Here is an 18,104-nt window from a genome sequence, read left to right as displayed (position 1 = left end):
TTCAGGCCGCCGCCGCGAGCGGGCAAGGCGCCGCCGGCGGTGTGATCACCATGCGGTCCACCTCGTAGACCGCAGCCGGCGTCCGCATCAGCGCCTCGACCCTCCGCCGCACGTCGGTCTCCGCCGCATAGGCGCTGCGCAGCGCCCGCGCCCGTTGCAGCACCGGCGGCGGATCGGTGTCTTCCGGCGTCTGGAACAGCCGCTCGCGCGAGGCGGGCTTGCCGGTCGGCGCCCGCGAGGTCTTCACGGACAGCAGAGCCGAGAGCGTCAGGCTGAGAAACACCGGGCTGGTCCAGAGCAGGACCTCGTGGCTGATGAAGAAGGCGCCCACGGCGCCCAGCGCGCCGAGCAGCACGTGGCCGCCGTGCGCGCGCCAGGCTTCCCGGCGGCTCAGCGCAACGCCCTGGCGATGTTGAGCGGCCCAGCCGCTGTCGCGGCCGATCAGGACCTCGACCACCGCCACGCTCTGCATGACCATCATCACCGGCGTCATCAGCAGGGCCCCGACGATCTCGGCGGCGACGCCCAGCCCCAGCCGCGAGGCGCCGCCGAAGCCGCGCCGGGTCTCGCCGTCGCGCAGGGCGAGGACGAGGGCCATCGCCTTGGGCGCGGCGAGCAGCGCCAGGGACATGGCGAACAGGCCGACGATGCAGGCGTAGGCCTGCGAGCCCACCGTGACGTGCTGGGCGGGCCAGACCATCGCCCCGCTCACCAGCAAGGCCAGCCACAGCAGCGGCGCGACATAGGCGAGCACGCCGCAAAGCAGGTGCAGGCGGCTGACCCAGTGCAGGCCCGCGCTCCGCAAGACCCGGATGTGCTGCATGTTGCCCTGGCACCAGCGGCGGTCGCGCGCGGCGGTGTCGAGCAGGGTCGGCGGGCTTTCCTCGTAGCTGCCGGGCAGGCTGGTCACGGTGCGCACCGCCCAGCCGCCCCGGCGCAGCAGGGCCGCCTCCACGAAGTCGTGGCTCATGATGTGGCCGCCGAACGGCCGCGGTCCGCTCAGATGCGGCAGGCGCGCGCAGGCCGCGAAGGCGGCGGTCCGGATGATGGCGTTGTGGCCCCAGTAGTTGCCCTCGGCGCCCGACCACCATTCCTGGCCGCGCGCGAAGATCGGCCCGTAGAGTCGGTTGGCGAACTGCTGCAGCCGGGCGAAGGGCGTCGCGGCGTTGACGATGCTGGGCACGCTCTGCAGCAGGCCCAGGCCCGGATCGGCGTCCATCCGCAGGATCAGCTCGGCGACGGTTTCGCCGCTCATCAGGCTGTCGGCGTCCAGCACCAGCATGTGGTCGTAGGCGCCGCCGTAGGTCTCCACCCATTCGCCGATGTTCCCGGCCTTGCGGTCGGTGTTGTGTTCGCGCCGGCGATAGTAGACCTGGGGGCCGTCGACCAGCCGCCCGCGGACGCGCAGCAGCCCGACCGCCTCAGCCCGGGCGATCTCCTCCTCGCGGGTGTCGCTGAGGATGAAGAAGTCGCACCGCTCGGCGAGGCCGACGTCGCGCACGTCCTCCGCCATCGCCTGGATGCCGGCGAGCACCAGGCCCGGGTCCTCGTTGTAGACCGGCAGGAGGATCGCCGTGCGGCTCTGGGTTGCGCCGGCCGGCGCGCGGGCCTGCGACCGGCCCCCGGCGAAGGCCACCAGGAAACCCGCCGTCGCGCTCAGGAAGCCGAAGGCGAGCCACGCGCCCAGCAGGGTCGAGAGCACGATCACGGCCAGCTCCCAGCCGTTCAGCATCCCGTCCCGCCCCAGCACGCGCGTCAGCGCCGCGCCGTTGAGCAGGCCGAAGGCGCAGGCGCCGATGATCAGCATGACCCGGGCGCGGGCGATGCCGGGGGCGACGTCCAGCCGGGGCGCGCGGTCGGGCGCGGACGGGTCCAGCTGCTGCTGCGGCATGTCGAGAGGCGCCCGGGCCGGCATGGAGCGGAACGCCGGATAGGCGGGCCGCCTCGGCGCTGCGGATGACTTCGCCGCGGGCGCCGGGCGCTCCGCCGCAGGCTGAGCCATGGCGATGCGACGGCGCCTGTGGCGCGTCTTCGGACCAGCGAACGCAAGGCGGAATTCTCCCGCCACATTGCGGCGCGCCCGCTCCCGGCGTCGCTCTTCCTGATTGAACATCATGCCTCGTCTTGGTCGGCCGCAGGCTGAGTGCCGATAGCCTGCCCCTACCGCAACGGTGCTGATCGGGCGATTTGAGGGCGAAGCCGTGGAGCAGATGGGGCGCCACTACCTGCAAGAGTGGTTTTAAGTCATCCACAGGGTCGGTTTGCGCCTGGGCGCCCAACTTGCAGGCGGAGCATCACGACCCGCGCCCAACCGGTCTCTAGGCGGCGAGGCCGGCCTGCTGCAGCAGGTTGCGCACTGTCGAGACTTGTTCGGGCGCATCGGACAGGGCGGCGCGGGTTTCCGGCAGGCGGACCAGCTTCAGCGCCTCGGCGCGCGCCCGGTCGGCGGCGAGGCCAAGCGGAGCGGTTTCGCCGGCGGCGAGGCGGAGCAGAAGGGTCAGGCGATGGAGCGGCGGCGCCTTGGCGCGGGCCACGGAGGCGGCAAGCTTGGTCTCGCCCTCGACCATGCCGCCCAGCTCGCCGAGCCGGCCCTGGACGGTGGCGGAATCCTCCGGCGCCAGCCCGCAACGGCCGACCTTGCGCTGCAGGACGGCGAGCTTGCCGAGGCGCGCGGTGGGCGGCTCCTCGCTGTTGCGGATTTCGGTCTCGAAGCGCAGCGCCCCGACCGCGCCGGCGAGCCAGCGGCTGGCCTGGCGCTTGTTGGCCGCGCCGATGATGTTCTCGGCCAGCCAGACGAGCGCCTCGGTCTCCTCGTAGGCGGTCTTGCCCTTGCCCAGGTAGGCGTCGACGAAATCGCCCGTCACCAGCATCTTCGACCGGGCGGAGAAGGCCGTCTGCACGTCCTCGAGCGGCAGCAGCCGGCCGGCGGCGGCCGTCAGGGTCATGGCCAGGCTGCGCAGGACGTCGATCTCGGCCACGGCGTCGTCCGGCCGCAGGCGGCGCGGGCCGTTGAGCTCGCGCAGGATGCGCTTGCCGAGACCCGTGCGGACCTCTTCGAAGGCTTCCGCCGACAGCCAGCCGCCCAGGCGCGCGGCCGCCCCGGTCAACGGCGGCATGAAGTTGGCGAGCTTGGAGTCGTGCTTCACCATCATGTCGACGGCGGCGTTGGCGATCAGGCGGGTCAGGGCGGCCAGCTCGCCGCCCAGGTCCAGGCCCTTGCCGATCAGGTCCTCGAGGCCCGGCTTGACGCCGAGGATCTCGGCGAGCGGCTGTTCGAGCACGGAGAGCGCGAGGGTGCGGCCTGGGCCGGATTCCGGCGCGGCGTCGGCCAGGTCGAGCAGGCGATTGACCTTTTCGCTCCAGGTGGGGGCCTGGGCGATGGCGCCGGCGATGCCGGAGCCCAGCAGATAGCTCGGATCACCGTCCTTGAGGGCCCGCTGCGCGGCGGCGGCGAAGCTCTCCTTCGAGAGGTCGATCAGGACGCCTTTGCGCCAGTCGCGCATCAGGCGCTCCACCGTGCGCTCGATCAGGCTGTTGTAGGTGCGGATCAGCTCGTGCACCGACATGCCGCGCTCGGTGGCCTCCGGCACGGCGAGCTTCTGGACCGCGTGCTGCAAATCTCCGCCGGAGGCCTCCAGGGTCTCCACCAGGTCCGGCCGGTGCAAAAGCTCGAAGGGGGTCGCCCGATTGCGTTCGAGCCAGTCGTCCAGCAGCCGGCCGATGCGCTCGCGCGCATGCAGGGTGTAGAGGTCTTGCGGGGTGACGCAGAGCGGCTCGAATTCCTTCGGCGCCTCTTTTTTCTTGGCGGTGTCGGGAGCGCCGAGATTGAGGATGGATACAGTCGCGAATTCGCGAGTTTCCTCGTTGAGCGTTTCCTTGGTGACCTTGGCGGAGACGAAACCGTCGACGGCGATCAGGTGTTCAGCCGTACGAATGGCGCCGGCGCGATCTTCGGTCGCCATTTCGAGAACCCAGCCGCCGCCGGGCTTCCTTCGTCCGAAGACCTCGTAATGTACCCGCGCGCCAACCATCTGCGTCCCCCGCGCGGTAACTTGGCCCCATTCGCCTTAAGGCGGAGTTGATCCTGAGAGGCAGGCGCCCCATTGAGGCCACAACGGCCGACGACTAGCTTCGCCAGACGTACGCAGGAGACGTAAACCTACGATGGCTAAAATCACCCTGGTGGACGACGACGAGAACATCGTCGCCTCGGTCAGCCTGGCGCTGGAAAGCCATGGCCACACCGTGAAGGCTTACTACGACGGTGCGACCGGACTGGCGGCGCTGGAGAACGAGCCCCCCGACCTGGCGATCCTCGATGTGAAGATGCCCAGGATGGACGGCATGGAGGTGCTGCGGCGACTGCGCCGCAGCTCGGACATGCCGGTCATCATCCTCACCTCCAAGGACGAGGAGATCGACGAGATCCTGGGCTTCAACCTCGGGGCCGACGACTACATGCACAAGCCGTTCAGCCAGCGCCTGCTGATCGAGCGGGTGAAGGCGGTGCTGCGCCGCGCCGGCGTCGAGACCGAAGAGCCCTCGACGAGCCCGGCGGCCATCGCCGAGGGCGCGGCGCGGGCGATCAAGCGCGGCAAGCTGACCCTCGACCCGGCGCGTCACGACTGCCTGTGGGAAGACAAGCCGGTGAAGCTGACGGTCACCGAGTTCCTGCTGCTGCAGTCGCTGGCGCAACGGCCGGGATTCGTAAAAAGCCGCGACAACCTGATGGACGCCGCCTACGACGATCAGGTGTACGTCGACGACCGGACCATCGACAGCCACATCAAGCGCATGCGCAAGAAGTTCCGCGACGTGGATCCGGAGTTTGACGCGATCGAAACCCTATATGGCGTCGGCTACCGGTACCGCGAAACCTGAGCGGAAGCGGCGTTCGTACCGCTCCCGCTGGCTGCCGGGTTCCCGCCTCGGACGGCTGATCATCGCGCTCAACCTGTTGGGCCTGGCGATCCTGATCACCGGGGCCCTGGTGCTGAACGAGCTGCGGCGCGGGCTCGTCAACGCCCGCATCGACAGTCTCACCACCCAGGGTGAGCTGATGGCGACCATCATCGACCAGGCCGCCACCGTGGGCGAGCCGACGCCGGCGATGGATCCCGACTACGCCGGCCGGGTGCTGCAGCTGCTCGCCAACCCCAAGGCGCAGCGCGCCCGGCTGTTCGACGTCAACGGCAAGCTGATCGCCGACTCCGACTGGGTGGCGGATCGGGTGGAGTCGCGCCAGCTGCCGCCCGCTCGGTCCCGCGACTCCGCCCAGGGCTTCGACCTCGACTTCGCAAGTCCCCGCCGCAAGCCGCTGACGCCGGAGGAACGCGAGGCCCTGCAAAAGGAGATCACCGCCGCGCTCACCGGCCGCCACGTCGCCGAGCTGCGCAAGGCCGAAGGCGGCCAGCGGGTGGTCTCGGTCTCGATCCCGATCCAGCACGTCCGTGCGGTGCTGGGCGTCCTGACCCTGGAGGCCAATGACGTCGACGAGATCATCGCCCGCGAGCGGATGGCGCTGATCCCCTTCATCCTGATCGCCATCACGGTGATGCTGATCTCCTCGCTGCTGCTGAACAGCCTGGTCGCCCAGCCGGTGCTCAGGCTGGCCCGGGCGGCCGACCGCGTGCGCCTGGCCGGGGCGCGGGCGATCTCGCTGCCCGACCTGGCCGGGCGCGACGACGAGCTCGGCGACCTGACCCGCTCGCTGGAGGCGATGACCCACTCGCTGTCCGAACGGATGGATGCGATCGAGAGCTTCGCGGCCGACGTGGCCCACGAGATCCGCAACCCGCTCACCTCCCTGCGCTCGGCGGTGGAGACCCTCGACCTGGTGCGCGATCCCGCCGCGCGAACCCGCCTGCTGGCGATCCTGCAGAACGACGTCCAGCGGCTGGACCGGCTCGTCACCGACATCTCCAACGCCTCGCGGCTCGACGCCGAGCTGTCGCGCGACCAGCCGAAGGTCATCGATCTCGACCGGCTGATCCGGGAGATCGTCGGCACCTACGAGGCCCGCACGCGGGCCGGCGAGGCCACCGTCGGCTACCAGCGCCCGAACCCGCCCAGGCCCATGAAGGTGATCGGACGCGAAGTTCCGCTCGGCCAGATTTTCCGCAACCTGATCGACAACGCCCGCTCCTTCAGCCCCCCGGGCACGGAAGTGCTGGTCACCCTCGCGTCCGTGCGCGACACCCTGGTGGCGGCGGTCACCGACTGCGGTCCCGGGATTCCGCCGGAAAACCTGGATACCGTCTTTCAGCGCTTCTACACCTCCCGGCCCAAGGGCCAGGCGTTCGGCGGCAATTCCGGCCTCGGCCTCTCCATCGCCCGCCAGATCGCCGAGGCGCACGGCGGCGCCCTCGTGGCCAAGAACCGGGTCACCGACGACGGCGAGGTGCTGGGCGCAATGTTCATCCTGACCCTGCCGGAGGCCAAGCCGTGATCCTCCACGCCGGCCTGATCGCGCGGCGGATCGACGGCTATTGGCGCGGCGCCCTGATCGAAGGCCCATCCGGCGGCGGCAAGAGCGATCTGGCGCTTCGGGCGCTCGACCTCGGCTTCCGGCTGGTCGCCGACGACCGGGTGATCCTGTGGATGTGCCAGGGCCGGCTGTTCGGCCGCGCGCCGGCGCCCCTGGCCGGCCTGATCGAGGTGCGCGGACAGGGCGTGACGGGCGAGCCCGCCCTTTTGTTCTGCGAGGTGGCCCTGGTGGTTACGCCCGGCGTCCCGGAGCGCCTGCCGGGCCCCGAAACCGTCGAACGCCTGGCCTTGCAGCTTCCGTGTCTGACCCTGCCCTACGCTGAGGCCTCCGCCCCTGCGAAACTGGGTCGCGCGCTCACTGCTCTTTACGTCGCCAGCCAGAGGCGTATGTAGCACGGCTCGCGATGCGGGCGGAGCGGTCGGGGAACCCCTTGAGAGAACTGGCATGATCGGGCTCGTGATCGTGACCCACGGGCGGCTCGCCGAGGAATTCGTTCTCGCCATGGAGCACGTTGTCGGTCCACAGTCGGCGGTCGAGGCCATCTGTATTGGCCCGGAAGACGACATGGAAAAGCGCCGACAGGACATCCTCAACGCCTGCAACCGGGTCAACACCGGCTCCGGCGTCATCCTGCTGACCGACATGTTCGGCGGCACGCCCTCGAACCTGGCCATCTCCGTCATGGAGCAGACCAAGGCCGAGGTCATCGCCGGCCTGAACCTGCCGATGCTGATCAAGCTCGCCAGCGTACGCACCCGCCAGAGCCTCGAAGAGGCCGTCGCCTGCGCCCAGGAGGCTGGCCGCAAGTATATCTCCGTCGCGTCCTACGTCCTGGCCGGGGAAAAGTGAGCGACGCGGCGACACGCACGGTCGAGATCATCAACAAGCGGGGGCTGCACGCTCGCGCCTCGGCGAAATTCGTCAAGCTCGCCACGGAGTTCGACGCCGAGGTCCGCGTCGCCCGCGACGGCACGGTCGTCGACGCCCGCTCGATCATGGGCCTGATGATGCTGGCCGCCGGTCCCGGCTGCTGCATCGACATCGAGGCCGAAGGCCCCGAAGCCGCCAAGGCCGTCGAGGCCCTGGCCGAACTGGTCGCCGACCGCTTCCAGGAAGACGAATAGCGAGGCTCAGGCGCGACCGGGCGGCTCCACGCCGAACGCCGGCTTGCGAGCGGTCATGGTGATCCGGGTTTCCTCGATGACGTTCAGCCTCTCGGCCGCATAGCGATAGAAGGTCGCCTCATCGAGTTCGCCGGCGTTCAGCAGCTCCCGATACTCGAACGCAGGAACCTGGACGACCGAGGTGATCTGGAAATCGACGCCGGTGTAGTGAGCCAGCGGCGAGTTGGACACGCCGGCCGCCTTCCACTGGTCGTTCAACTCTCTGTCGAACAGCATCAGCATGTTCGGCGTGATCGCGCGGACGTGCGTCGGATCATTCAGGAAAAAGTCGTGATGCGGGTGTGGGACGTAGATCTCGATCCGACAGCCGGGCGCTGAGATCCGGTAGAGCTCCTGCATGATGGCGAGGAACACCTTGGGGTCCCCGCCCATGTGCTCGAGCGAATGAATGAAGCGAACCTCGTCGGCGCAATTGTCGGGCCAGGGCCACGGCGTCTGGTCGAGATTGCACACCTCGTCCGGGGCGGCCTCCGCAAAGGCGTCGACATTCACCCAGCCGGGCGCATGGTTGTGGCCGCAGCCCATGTTGAACTTCATGAGCGAGGCATACCGCCGGCCCGGATGCTTCGGCAAGGCAGGGGGCCGGGTGGCTCGCCCAGCTCGCGCTCGAGCGGCTGGACGCCATCGACCGCCGCGCGGACAAATAAAAAGCCTGCCGCGACCAGGGTCGCGGCAGGCGATTTCGTCTTGAGACGGGACAGCCGGACGCGGACGCGCCTGCCTGCCTACAGGTCGAGGTTCTTGATCGGGCCGTCGAAGCCGCTGCCCAGCTCGTGCTGCGCCTTCGCCAGCTTCTCGGGCGCGGCGCCCTTGAGGTAGCCGTCGATGAGTTGCTGATAGTTGCTGATCAGCCCCTCGATGGTCTTCGACAGGCGCATGAATTCGAAGCCCTCCGCATGCAGGCCGATCTGCTGCTCGGGAATATTCGAATAGTCCTGCTGCGGGATCGGCGGGAACTCCTTGCTGTCGTAGGGCAGCATGATCGTATCCATCACCGGCTCCGGCTCCTGGCCCTCGGGGAAGAGGGTCAGCGACCAGATCTCGAACAGGCAGCTTTCGGGGCCCAGGGGCCGGATCCGGTAGGCCGAGACGCTGGAAAGGAACGGCAGGAGGAAATAGTGCGGGAAGATGAACTCCACCGCCTTGATCGGATGGCTAACGGCCAGCGCATTCAGGTCCGGCGTCGGCTCGCCGCGTTCGCGGCCCTGGCGGGTGACCTCGGCGTTGACCATGCCGTACCAGGTCATCATCCCCTGGAGCTGATCCGCCGGCAGATCGACGTTCATCAGGCCGCGCGCGGTCTCGACGTCCTTGGCGTGGCACATGCCCGCCATGCCCTCGCTCAGCAGCTCCATATGCCGTAGCTGCGCCTTGATGTTCTCCTGGGTGGAGACCTTCGGATTGATCGGCGCGGCGTGGCCGGCCGGCTCCTGGTACATCGACTGATAGAGCGGACCGGCGGCTTCGTGCAGCTGCGGGTGGGTGCGCATCACGTGGTAGCCTTCCATGAAGGCTTCCATGGCGACTTTCCAGTTCGCCGGCAGGACGGCGCCGTAGCACCATTCCGCGCGCATCTTGTCGATGTTGTACTGGTCCAGGCGGTCGGCGAGCGGTCCGATGCAGTCCCGCACGGACGGCGCATTGTCGTCGTAATTGATGAAGGCGCAGCCGAGCCATTCCTCGACCCGGCAGGCCGGCAGGGCCAAGTCTTCCTGGTCGAGCTGCTGCTCGCTGAACAGGTGCTTGCCGTAGACGAAGGTGTTCTTGCCTTCGATGTTCCAGCGCCAACCGTGGAACGGGCAGGTGAAGCCCTGGATCTCGCAGCTGCCGTGGCCCTTGACGAGCTGCACGCCGCGGTGACGACAGGCGTTGTGAAAAGCCTTCACGCCGTCCTTGGTGCGGACGACGATCACCGACTTGCCGAGGTTCGAATATTCGATCCAGTCGCCGACGTTCGGGATCTGCTCAAGCCGGCAGGCCATCTGCCACGTATGCGCCCAGAGACGCTCGTTCTCGAGCCTGTAGAACTCCTCGTCGTAGTAGCGCGGCGTGGGGATGCGTTCCGGATCGACGATCTGGAACGGCACTGGCCGGAATGGGGCGTCAACACCCTCTGCCATCGGACACCTCGTAATTTCGCTTACTGAGGCATGGTATAATTAGCGCCGGTTCGCAACGGCCATCGCATCGAAGTGATGGCGCCATCGCGGCGGCGAAGGTAAATTGTTCGGGTCTGTCAAAAAACCTGTTCGCCCAGAGGGACCGGAACGCCGTCGGTCGGACCGTCAGGTCTTCCGCGCAGCCTTCTCGGCGAGACCGGAGGTCCCCTCGCGCGCTTCCAGCTTTGCAGCCACCTCGTCCAACGAGACGCCGCAGGCCGCCAGCGCGACCAGCCAGTGGTAGATCAGGTCGGCGCTCTCCGAGGCCACGCCTGCCTTGTCGCCCTGAGCCGCGGCGATGACCGTTTCGACAGCCTCCTCGCCCAGCTTCTTGGCGGCGCGGGCCGGCTCGGCGAGCAGTTGGGCCGTATAGGAGGTCGAGGCGTCCGCGCCCTTGCGGGCTTCGATGGTGGCGGCCAGCCGCCCGAGCACCTCGGCGAACCGACTCACGCCGCGCGCTCCGTCAGCCGGACCGGCAGGCCGGCGTCGGCCATGGCCTGTTTGACGTCGGAGATCGAGACTTCGCCGAAGTGGAAGATGGAGGCGGCCAGCACCGCGTCGGCCCCGCCCTGCACCACCGCATCGACCATATGCTGGGCGTTTCCGGCGCCGCCCGAGGCGATCACCGGCACGCCGACGGCCGCAGTCACCGACTTCAGCAGCTCGAGGTCGTAGCCGATCTTGGCGCCGTCCCGGTCCATCGAGGTCAGCAGGATCTCGCCCGCCCCGCGCGCCACCACCTCGGCGGCGTAGTCGACCACGTTCAGGCCGGTGTCCCGGCGACCGCCGTAGGTGAAGACCCGCCAGCCGCCGTCTTCGGTGCGCTTGGCGTCGATCGCCACCACCGTCGCCTGGCTGCCGAAGGCGTCGGCGCAGGCGCTGATCAGGTCGCGGTTCTCCACCGCGGCGGTGTTGATCGAGATCTTGTCGGCGCCGGCCAGCAGCAGGCGGCGCGCATCCTCGACCGTGCGGATCCCCCCGCCGACCGACAGCGGCATGAAACAGACATCGGCGGTGCGGGCGACCACGTCGAGGATGGTGCCGCGGTTCTCGTGGCTGGCGGTGATGTCGAGGAACATCAGCTCGTCGGCGCCGGCGGCGTCATAGGCCCTCGCCTGCTCCACCGGATCGCCGGCGTCGCGCAGGGAGACGAACTGCACGCCCTTGACGACGCGACCGTCCTTCACGTCCAGGCAGGGGATGACCCGGACCTTGAGCATCAGGCGGCGACCTCGAGGGCTTCGGCCGGGACGATGTCGCCGTTGTAGAGGGCGCGGCCCAGCACGGCGCCGGCGATCGGCGTGCCCTTGCGGGCCTTCAGGTTGATGATGTCCTGGATGCTGGCCAGGCCGCCGGCGGCGATGACCGGGATCGCCACGACGTCGGCGATCGCCCCGAACGCGTCGACGTTGAAGCCCATGGTGGTGCCGTCGCGATCGATGTCCGTGATGATCAGGGCGCCGACCCCGGCGTCCTCGAACCGCTTGGCGACGGTGATGGCGTCGAGGTCGGAGTCCTCGGTCCAGCCCTGCACCGCGACCTTGCCGGCGCGCACGTCGACGCTGACGGCGATCTGCTCGGGCCACAGCCGCGCGGCCGCGCGAACCACGTCCGGCTCAGTGACGGCGACGGTGCCCAGGATCACCCGGCTGACGCCGGCCTCGATCCAGCGCTCGACGTCCGCCAGGCTGCGGATGCCGCCGCCCAGCTGCACAGGGGTCGAGGTCGCGCCGAGGATGGCTTCGACGGCCGGGACGTTGACCGCCTTGCCCTCGACGGCGCCGTTCAGGTCGACGACGTGAATCCAGTGGAAGCCGGCGTCGGCCCAGGCCCGGGCCTGGTCGGCGGGACTCGAATTGAAGACCGTCGCCTGATCCAGGTCGCCGCGGATCACGCGCACGCACTGGCCATTCTTGAGGTCGATGGCGGGGTAGAGGATCACGGTCGCCACTCCAGGAAGCGCGCCAATAGGGAAAGCCCGGCGTCTTGCGACTTTTCGGGGTGGAACTGGACGCCGACGACGTTGCCGTGCGCGACAGCCGCGGGAAAACGGCCGCCATGGTCAACCCAGGCCGCCACATCCCGCTCGTCCTTCGGCCATATGGCGAAGGAGTGGGTGAAATACACCGCCCGGCCGTCTTTTAAGTCGGCCAGCACCGGCAGGTCGGAGACGCCCGTCAGCGCGTTCCAGCCCATGTGCGGCACCTTGGCGTGCGGATCGTTCGGCTCGAGCTTGCGCACCTCGCCCTGGATCCAGTCCAGGCCGGCGGTCTCGCCGAACTCCAGGCCGCGGGTGGCCAGGAGCTGCATGCCGACGCAGACGCCGAGGAAGGGCGCGCCCCTCTTCTGCACCGCTTCGGTCATGCCCTCGACCAGGCCGGGGCGCGCCTGCAGCGCCGCCATGCAGGCGGCGAAGGCGCCCACGCCGGGCAGCACGACCCGGTCGGCGGAAGCCACCGTCGCCGGATCGTCAGTGACGACGATGTGCGCGCGTCCGTCGGCCGCCTTCACCAGCGCCTTTTCGGCGGAGCGAAGGTTGCCCGACCCATAGTTGATCAGGGCGACGTTTTGCATCTGGCTCTAGAGGACGCCCTTGGTGGAGGGCGCCTGGCCTTGCGTCTTGGGATCGAGCTCGACCGCCTGGCGCAGCGCCCGGGCCAGGGCCTTGAAGCCGCTCTCGGCGATATGGTGCGAATTTTCGCCGTAGAGGGTCTCCAGGTGCACGCAGGCGCCCAGGTTCATGGCGAAGGCGTGGTGGAATTCCTTGAACAGCTCGGTGTCCATCTCGCCGACCTTCGGCCGCACGAAATTGACCCGCCAGATCAGGTAGGCGCGGTTGGAGAGGTCGAGCGCGCAGCGCGTCAGGGTCTCGTCCATCGGGATATAGGCGTGGCCGAAGCGGCGAATGCCCTTGAAGCCGTCGAGCGCCTTGGCGATCGCCTGGCCGAGCACGATCCCGGTGTCCTCCACCGTGTGGTGCATGTCGATGTGCAGATCGCCCTTGGTCTCGATCTCGACGTCGATCCCCCCGTGCCGGGCGAAGCTTTCCAGCATGTGGTCGTAGAAGCCGATTCCGGTCGAGATCTTGGACGCACCGGTCCCGTCGAGATCCACGCGCACGCGGATCTGCGTCTCCTTGGTGTTGCGGACGACCTCCGCCTGGCGGGTCATGATCAATATCCCTTGGCGGCCGCCAGGTCCTTCAGCGGGACCTGCGGGCGCGGACCGTAGTGCGAAATCACCTCGGCCGCCGCCAGGGACGCCAGCCGACCGCAGGCCTGCAGCGGCCGGCCCCGGGAGAGGCCAAACATAAATCCGGCTGCGTATTGGTCGCCCGCGCCGGTCGTGTCCACGACTTTCTCAACAGGCTCGGCTGCGACCGTAAGTCTCTCGCCCTGCGATATGATCACCGAGCCCTTGTCGCTGCGCGTCACGGCGGCGAGCTTGACCCGCTCGCGCAGGGCCTGGGTCGCGGCGTCGAAGCTGTCGGTCTGAAACAGCGCCGTCGCCTCGACCTCGTTGGCGAACAGGAGGTCGACCTGGGTCTCGATGAAGCCGAGCAGGGCCTCGCGATGGCGCTCGACGACGAAGCCGTCGGACAGCGTCAGCGCCAGCATCCGGCCCGAGGCGCGGGCCAGGCCTGCGGCCTTGGCGAAGGCGCGCCGCGCCGCATCGGCGTCGAACAGATAGCCTTCGAGATAGACGATCTTGGCGCCCTCGATCACCGCGACGTCGACGTCGGCCTCGGTGAAGGCCGTCGAGGCGCCCAGGTAGGTGCACATGGTGCGCTGGCCGTCGGGCGTGACGTTGATCATGCAGGCCGCCGTCGCCGGCCCGCCGACCAGGGGGGCGTTCTCGAACCGCGCCCCGATCGCGCGCATGTCGTGGGCGAAGACCCGGCCGAGCTGGTCGTCGGCGACCTTGCCCAGGAAGGCGCCCGCGCCGCCGAAGCTGGCGAGACCCGCGACGGTGTTGGCCGCCGAGCCCCCGGAGGTCTCGACGCCCGCCGCCATCTTGCCGTAGAGCGCCTGGGACTGGACCTCGTCGACCAGCATCATGCCGCCCTTCGCTAGGCCGTTCGCCTCAAGGAAGGCGTCCTGCGCCGGAGCGATCACGTCGACGATGGCGTTGCCGATCGCGGCGACGTCGTAGAGGTCTGTCATGCTTGGGCTTTCCGGGAATTCGCGTGCGCGGCTTACAGGGAAAGCCCCGACGGGGCAACGCGACAGCTTAGCCTTGCAAGAGGATCAGGGCGCTGAGAATCGCCGGTGACACGATCACAAGCAGGATGAAGCCCCAGAAGACGCCGCCGCGGATCAGATCCCACTTGCTGGGCCGTGACAGGTTGAATTCAGATTCGATGGCCAGGCAGGTCATGACGCGCCTCCAGTTGCGTTCCGGACAGCTGAATGCGCCTGCAAAGCTCCCCTGACAAAGGAGAAGAACACCGTTCAGGTGATCTCAAATCACTCGGGATAGAGGCCGTCCCGCTTCGCCTGCTCGATCAGCCAACGGCGGAAGCGGCGGATCGCCGGAAGCTCGGCCTTTTCCGGCAGGGTTACGATCCAGTGGCTGTGGGGCCCCGAGATGGCGACGTCGAAAGGCCGCACCAGCCGCCCCGCCGCAAGGTCGTCGACCACCATGGCCTCCTGGGCCAGCGCCACGCCGCGCCCCGCCAGCGCCGCCTCGATCGCCAGGTAGATGTTGCTGAACTGCAACCCCTGGGTCGTATCGACCTCGGGCGCGCCGGCGGCGTCCAGCCAGTGCCGCCAGGTGGCCTCCGTGGGCATGATGTAAACATCCGACAGCAGCTGGGCGTGGGCCTGGGCCAGGTCGCGCGGCTCCTTCAGCGGCTGAACCTGCAACAGCTTCGGACTACAGACCGGGAACATCCGGGTGGCGATCAGGCGGGTGGCGGCCAGGCCCGGCGGAGGCTCCACGGAGTAGCGGATGGCGATGTCGATACGGTCGCGCACCAGGTCGGCCGCCAGGTCCGAGGCGGCGATCATCACCTGGATGTCGGGATAGCGCTGCTGGAAATCATGCAGCCGCGGCACCAGCCAGCGCGCCGCCAGCGAATGCATGACGCTGACCGTCAGCGGTCCCGCCCGGGCGCCCTGGGCCTCGGCGACAGCGGTCTGCATCATCGCCAGTCCCTGGCGCACGCCCTCCGCCTGCTGCTCGCCGGCGGCGGTGAGCCGCACCGCGCGGTTGAAGCGCTCGAAGAGCCTTAAGCCCAGCTCGGTCTCCAGCGCCTTGATCTGCCGGCTGACCGCGCCCGGCGTCACCGCCAGCTCGTCGGCGGCCTTGAGGAAGCTCTGGAAGCGCGCGGCGGCCTCGAAGGTGCGCAGCGCGTTCAGCGGCAGCCGCGACGTGGTCACCTCACCGCCCGTTGACGAAAAGGTGGCGCGACGGACAGAGGTCGGCCACCGAACATTCCTCGCACTTCGGCCGCCGGGCCACGCAGACGTAGCGTCCGTGCAGGATCAGCCAGTGGTGGGCCCGCGTCAGGTAGGGCTCGGGCACGATCGCCATCAGCTGGGCCTCGACCTGGTCCGGCGTCTTGCCGTCGGCCAGCCCCAGCCGGTGCGAAACGCGGAAGACGTGGGTGTCGACGGCGATGGCCGGCTCGATGCGCAGCTCGTTCAGCACCACCGAGGCGGTCTTGCGCCCGACGCCCGGCAGCGCCTGCAGCTTCTCGCGGTCCAGCGGCACCTCGCCGGCGTACTGCTGGATGAGGATGCGCGAGAGCGCGATGACGTTCTTGGCCTTGGTGTTGTAGAGCCCGATCGAGGAGATGAAGGGCTTCAGCCCCGCCTCCCCCAGCGCCAGCATCGCCTGCGGCGTGTCGGCGACCTCGAACAGCTTGCGCGTCGCCTTGTTGACCGAGACGTCGGTCGCCTGGGCCGAGAGCGCCACCGCCACCACCAGGGTGTAGGGGCTGTCATAGTCGAGCTCGGTGCGCGGATCGCTTTCCTGGCTCTCGAAACGCTCGAACAGGGCCGCGACCCTCGCCTGCTCTGCGGGGCTGACGCGCTTGGCGCGGGATGGGGCGCGGGGTTTGGCTGCGGGCTTGGCCATGGGCGGCGGAAGATGGCGCGAGGCGGCTCGGTTGTCACGCGTCTGAACCCCTAACCTCAACCTAGACTGTCATCCCGGCCGAAGCGCAGCGGAGAGCCGGGACCCAGGGCCCCACGCACTGCAGAACCCCCTGGGTCCCGGCTCGGCCTGCCGTCCGTCCGGGATGACGGGCATTTTGTAGAAGCCCATCTGCCTTCGCGGCGCTGGAGCGTCGCCGCGCGGAGGATTATTCTCTCCGCCATGGCCTCGCCCCTCTACATGGACGCGGAGATCCGGCCGAACCGTTCGTTGTCCGAGCGGGGATTCATCGTGCTGATCGGCATCGTCACGCTCGCCAACTGCCTCTCGGCGGCGGTTTTCCTGGCGATGGGGGCGGTCCTCGTGCCCTTCTTCCTCGGCTTTGACGTCCTGGCGGTGATTGTCGCCTTCCTGGTCAGCTTCAGCGCCGCCAAGCGCATCGAGCGCGTGCAGGTCTCCGCCAGCGAAATCCGCGTCACGCACGAGACCCCGAAATGGACCCGGCTGGTCTGGGAATCCCCCACCGCCTTCACCCGCGTGCGCGTCGAGACGGAAGACGAGCGCACGGTGGCGCTGAAGCTCGCCCTCTCCGGCCGCGAGGCCGAGGTGGCCGCAGCGCTAAGCCCGCGCGAACGCGCCGACTTCGCCAAGGCCCTGGAGCGGGCGATCTGGCGCGCCAAGCGGGAGCGGAGCTGAAACGAACGCCCCCTCCGTCTCGCTGCGCGAGCCACCTCCCCCGTTGCACGGGGGAGGAGCGAAGCCCGCTGCTCCCCCGCGAGCGGGGGAGCTGTCGCGAAGCGACTGAGGGGGCGCTCGGCCCCTACAGAATGAACCGCGACAGGTCGGCGTTCTGGGCCAGCTCGCCGACCCGGACGCGGACGTATTCGGCGTCGATCGAGAGGCTCTCGCCGGAGCGGTCGCCGGCGGTGAAGCTGATCTCCTCCAGCACCTTCTCGAGGATCGTCTGCAGCCGGCGCGCGCCGATGTTCTCGACCGAGCTGTTCACCGTGACGGCGGCGTCGGCCAGGGCGTCGATCGCCTCTTCCGTGAAGCTCAGCGTCACGCCTTCGGTGGCCAGCAGCGCCTGGTGCTGGCGGATCAGGTTGGCCTCAGGCTCGGTGAGGATGCGGCGCAGGTCGTCGCGGGTCAGGGCCTTGAGCTCCACCCGGATCGGCAGCCGGCCCTGCAGCTCGGGCAGCAGGTCCGAGGGCTTGGCGACGTGGAAGGCGCCCGAGGCGATGAACAGGATGTGGTCGGTCTTCACCGGCCCGTACTTGGTGGAGACCGTCGTGCCCTCGATCAGCGGCAGCAGGTCGCGCTGCACGCCCTCGCGGCTGACGTCGGCGCCGGCGCGATCGGACCGGCTGGCCACCTTGTCGATCTCGTCGATGAAGACGATGCCCTGGTTCTCGGCCAGCTCCAGCGCCTCCTGGGTGAGCGCCTCCTGGTCGAGCAGCTTGTCGCTCTCCTCGGCGATCAGCGGCGTCCAGGCGGCGGAGACGGTGGTCTTGTGCACCTTGGTGCGCTGGCCGAACGCCTTGCCGAACATGTCCGAGAGATTGAGCATGCCCATCTGGGCGCCCGGCTGGCCGGGGATGTCGAAGGCGGGGATGGCCGGGCCGGAGTCGGCGACGGTCAGTTCGACCTCCTTCTCGTCCAGCTCGCCGGCGCGCAGCTTGCGGCGGAACGACTCCCGCGCGGCCGTCGAGCCGGGGCCCGTCAGGGCGTCGAGGATGCGTTCTTCCGCGGCGGCCTCGGCCCTGGCGCGCACCCCGGCGCGGCGCTTCTCGCGAACCATGGCGATGGCGCTCTCCACCAGGTCGCGGACGATCTGGTCGACGTCGCGGCCGACATAGCCGACCTCGGTGAACTTGGTGGCCTCGACCTTGAGGAAGGGCGCCTGGGCCAGGCGCGCGAGCCTGCGGGCGATCTCGGTCTTGCCGACGCCGGTGGGGCCGATCATCAGGATGTTCTTCGGCGTAATCTCGTCTTGCAGGTCGGCGGGCGCCCGCCGGCGCCGCCAGCGGTTGCGCATCGCCACGGCGACGGCGCGCTTGGCCTCCTGATGGCCGACGATGAAGCGGTCGAGCTCGGAGACGATCTCGCGGGGGGAAAATTCGGTCATTGGGTCAGTTCGCCTGAGTTGATGGCGGCCGCCGAACGCCCCCTCAGTCG

At 69.0% G+C, this 18,104-nt stretch carries 20 protein-coding genes; 6 read left to right on the top strand and 14 right to left on the bottom strand.

What is annotated here, in order from left to right:
- Position 1: 1 nt before the first annotated feature.
- Both mdoH and ACSQ2B_RS16910 read right to left on the bottom strand, forming a co-directional pair.
- A complete protein-coding gene (gene mdoH, locus ACSQ2B_RS16915) occupies positions 2 to 2,002 on the bottom strand; it encodes a glucans biosynthesis glucosyltransferase MdoH (protein ID WP_436051609.1) in 2,001 nt (666 codons plus the stop codon).
- A 316-nt stretch (positions 2,003 to 2,318) separates the two neighbouring features.
- A complete protein-coding gene (locus ACSQ2B_RS16910) occupies positions 2,319 to 3,962 on the bottom strand; it encodes a hypothetical protein (RefSeq protein ID WP_436051608.1) in 1,644 nt (547 codons plus the stop codon).
- Positions 3,963 to 4,164: 202 nt separating this feature from the next.
- Between ACSQ2B_RS16910 and ACSQ2B_RS16905 the strand changes: the two genes are divergently transcribed.
- From ACSQ2B_RS16905 to ACSQ2B_RS16885, 5 genes are read left to right on the top strand one after another with little or no spacing between them, the layout of a single operon-like run.
- Entirely contained in the window at positions 4,165 to 4,881 is a 717-nt protein-coding gene (locus ACSQ2B_RS16905) for a response regulator transcription factor (RefSeq protein ID WP_436051607.1), read from the top strand.
- A complete protein-coding gene (locus ACSQ2B_RS16900; RefSeq protein ID WP_436051606.1) occupies positions 4,850 to 6,448 on the top strand; it encodes a stimulus-sensing domain-containing protein in 1,599 nt (532 codons plus the stop codon). The genes ACSQ2B_RS16905 and ACSQ2B_RS16900 overlap by 32 nt, the downstream gene beginning before the upstream one ends.
- Complete coding sequence (locus ACSQ2B_RS16895) at positions 6,445 to 6,879, top strand: HPr kinase/phosphorylase (RefSeq protein WP_436051605.1); 435 nt, start codon at positions 6,445 to 6,447, stop codon at positions 6,877 to 6,879. Before ACSQ2B_RS16900 ends, ACSQ2B_RS16895 begins: the two co-directional genes overlap by 4 nt.
- Before the next feature lie 52 nt (positions 6,880 to 6,931).
- Positions 6,932 to 7,336 carry a PTS sugar transporter subunit IIA gene (locus tag ACSQ2B_RS16890; RefSeq protein WP_436051604.1) on the top strand — a complete coding sequence of 135 codons (405 nt, stop codon included), beginning with the start codon at positions 6,932 to 6,934 and terminating at the stop codon, positions 7,334 to 7,336.
- Positions 7,333 to 7,611, top strand: a complete 279-nt coding sequence (locus ACSQ2B_RS16885; RefSeq protein WP_436051603.1) for an HPr family phosphocarrier protein — start codon at positions 7,333 to 7,335, stop codon at positions 7,609 to 7,611. Before ACSQ2B_RS16890 ends, ACSQ2B_RS16885 begins: the two co-directional genes overlap by 4 nt.
- A gap of 6 nt (positions 7,612 to 7,617) precedes the next feature.
- Here the strand turns inward: ACSQ2B_RS16885 and ACSQ2B_RS16880 are convergent, their stop codons facing one another.
- The 11 genes from ACSQ2B_RS16880 to nth form a co-directional block, all read right to left on the bottom strand.
- Complete coding sequence (locus ACSQ2B_RS16880) at positions 7,618 to 8,208, bottom strand: hypothetical protein (RefSeq protein WP_436051602.1); 591 nt, start codon at positions 8,206 to 8,208, stop codon at positions 7,618 to 7,620.
- Positions 8,209 to 8,396: 188 nt separating this feature from the next.
- Positions 8,397 to 9,791, bottom strand: coding sequence for an aromatic ring-hydroxylating oxygenase subunit alpha (locus tag ACSQ2B_RS16875; protein ID WP_436051601.1), 1,395 nt, complete (start codon positions 9,789 to 9,791; stop codon positions 8,397 to 8,399).
- 165 nt (positions 9,792 to 9,956) lie between these two features.
- Positions 9,957 to 10,280: a phosphoribosyl-ATP diphosphatase gene (locus ACSQ2B_RS16870; protein ID WP_436051600.1), complete on the bottom strand. Its 324-nt coding sequence runs from the start codon at positions 10,278 to 10,280 to the stop codon at positions 9,957 to 9,959.
- Positions 10,277 to 11,050 (bottom strand): imidazole glycerol phosphate synthase subunit HisF, encoded by a 774-nt coding sequence (gene hisF / locus ACSQ2B_RS16865; protein WP_436051599.1) that lies wholly within the window; start codon positions 11,048 to 11,050, stop codon positions 10,277 to 10,279. Before hisF ends, ACSQ2B_RS16870 begins: the two co-directional genes overlap by 4 nt.
- Positions 11,050 to 11,772 (bottom strand): 1-(5-phosphoribosyl)-5-[(5-phosphoribosylamino)methylideneamino]imidazole-4-carboxamide isomerase, encoded by a 723-nt coding sequence (gene hisA, locus ACSQ2B_RS16860; protein ID WP_436051598.1) that lies wholly within the window; start codon positions 11,770 to 11,772, stop codon positions 11,050 to 11,052. Before hisA ends, hisF begins: the two co-directional genes overlap by 1 nt.
- Positions 11,769 to 12,404 (bottom strand): imidazole glycerol phosphate synthase subunit HisH, encoded by a 636-nt coding sequence (hisH, locus tag ACSQ2B_RS16855; protein ID WP_436051597.1) that lies wholly within the window; start codon positions 12,402 to 12,404, stop codon positions 11,769 to 11,771. Before hisH ends, hisA begins: the two co-directional genes overlap by 4 nt.
- 6 nt (positions 12,405 to 12,410) lie before the next feature.
- Entirely contained in the window at positions 12,411 to 13,001 is a 591-nt protein-coding gene (gene hisB, locus ACSQ2B_RS16850) for an imidazoleglycerol-phosphate dehydratase HisB (RefSeq protein WP_436051596.1), read from the bottom strand.
- A gap of 2 nt (positions 13,002 to 13,003) precedes the next feature.
- Entirely contained in the window at positions 13,004 to 13,993 is a 990-nt protein-coding gene (locus tag ACSQ2B_RS16845; protein ID WP_436051594.1) for an adenosine kinase, read from the bottom strand.
- 67 nt (positions 13,994 to 14,060) lie between these two features.
- Entirely contained in the window at positions 14,061 to 14,207 is a 147-nt protein-coding gene (locus ACSQ2B_RS16840) for a hypothetical protein (protein ID WP_436051592.1), read from the bottom strand.
- Positions 14,208 to 14,296: 89 nt separating this feature from the next.
- A complete protein-coding gene (gcvA, locus tag ACSQ2B_RS16835) occupies positions 14,297 to 15,211 on the bottom strand; it encodes a transcriptional regulator GcvA (RefSeq protein ID WP_436051590.1) in 915 nt (304 codons plus the stop codon).
- A 1-nt stretch (position 15,212) separates the two neighbouring features.
- Complete coding sequence (gene nth, locus ACSQ2B_RS16830; protein WP_436051589.1) at positions 15,213 to 15,911, bottom strand: endonuclease III; 699 nt, start codon at positions 15,909 to 15,911, stop codon at positions 15,213 to 15,215.
- Between the two features lie 240 nt (positions 15,912 to 16,151).
- Here nth and ACSQ2B_RS16825 point away from each other — a divergent pair, with 240 nt between their 5' ends.
- Positions 16,152 to 16,625, top strand: a complete 474-nt coding sequence (locus tag ACSQ2B_RS16825) for a DUF2244 domain-containing protein (RefSeq protein WP_436051587.1) — start codon at positions 16,152 to 16,154, stop codon at positions 16,623 to 16,625.
- A gap of 124 nt (positions 16,626 to 16,749) precedes the next feature.
- On the opposite strand, the gene hslU is transcribed toward ACSQ2B_RS16825, so the two are convergent.
- A complete protein-coding gene (gene hslU, locus ACSQ2B_RS16820; RefSeq protein WP_436051585.1) occupies positions 16,750 to 18,054 on the bottom strand; it encodes an ATP-dependent protease ATPase subunit HslU in 1,305 nt (434 codons plus the stop codon).
- Between the last annotated feature and the right edge of the window lie 50 nt (positions 18,055 to 18,104).

Origin of the sequence: Phenylobacterium sp. LjRoot225, assembly GCF_964252855.1 — a bacterium.
In the GTDB taxonomy this organism is placed as follows: Bacteria; Pseudomonadota; Alphaproteobacteria; order Caulobacterales; family Caulobacteraceae; genus Phenylobacterium.
The sequence above is the reverse complement of the archived record's forward strand: the minus strand, read 5'-3'. Positions and strand labels throughout refer to the sequence as shown.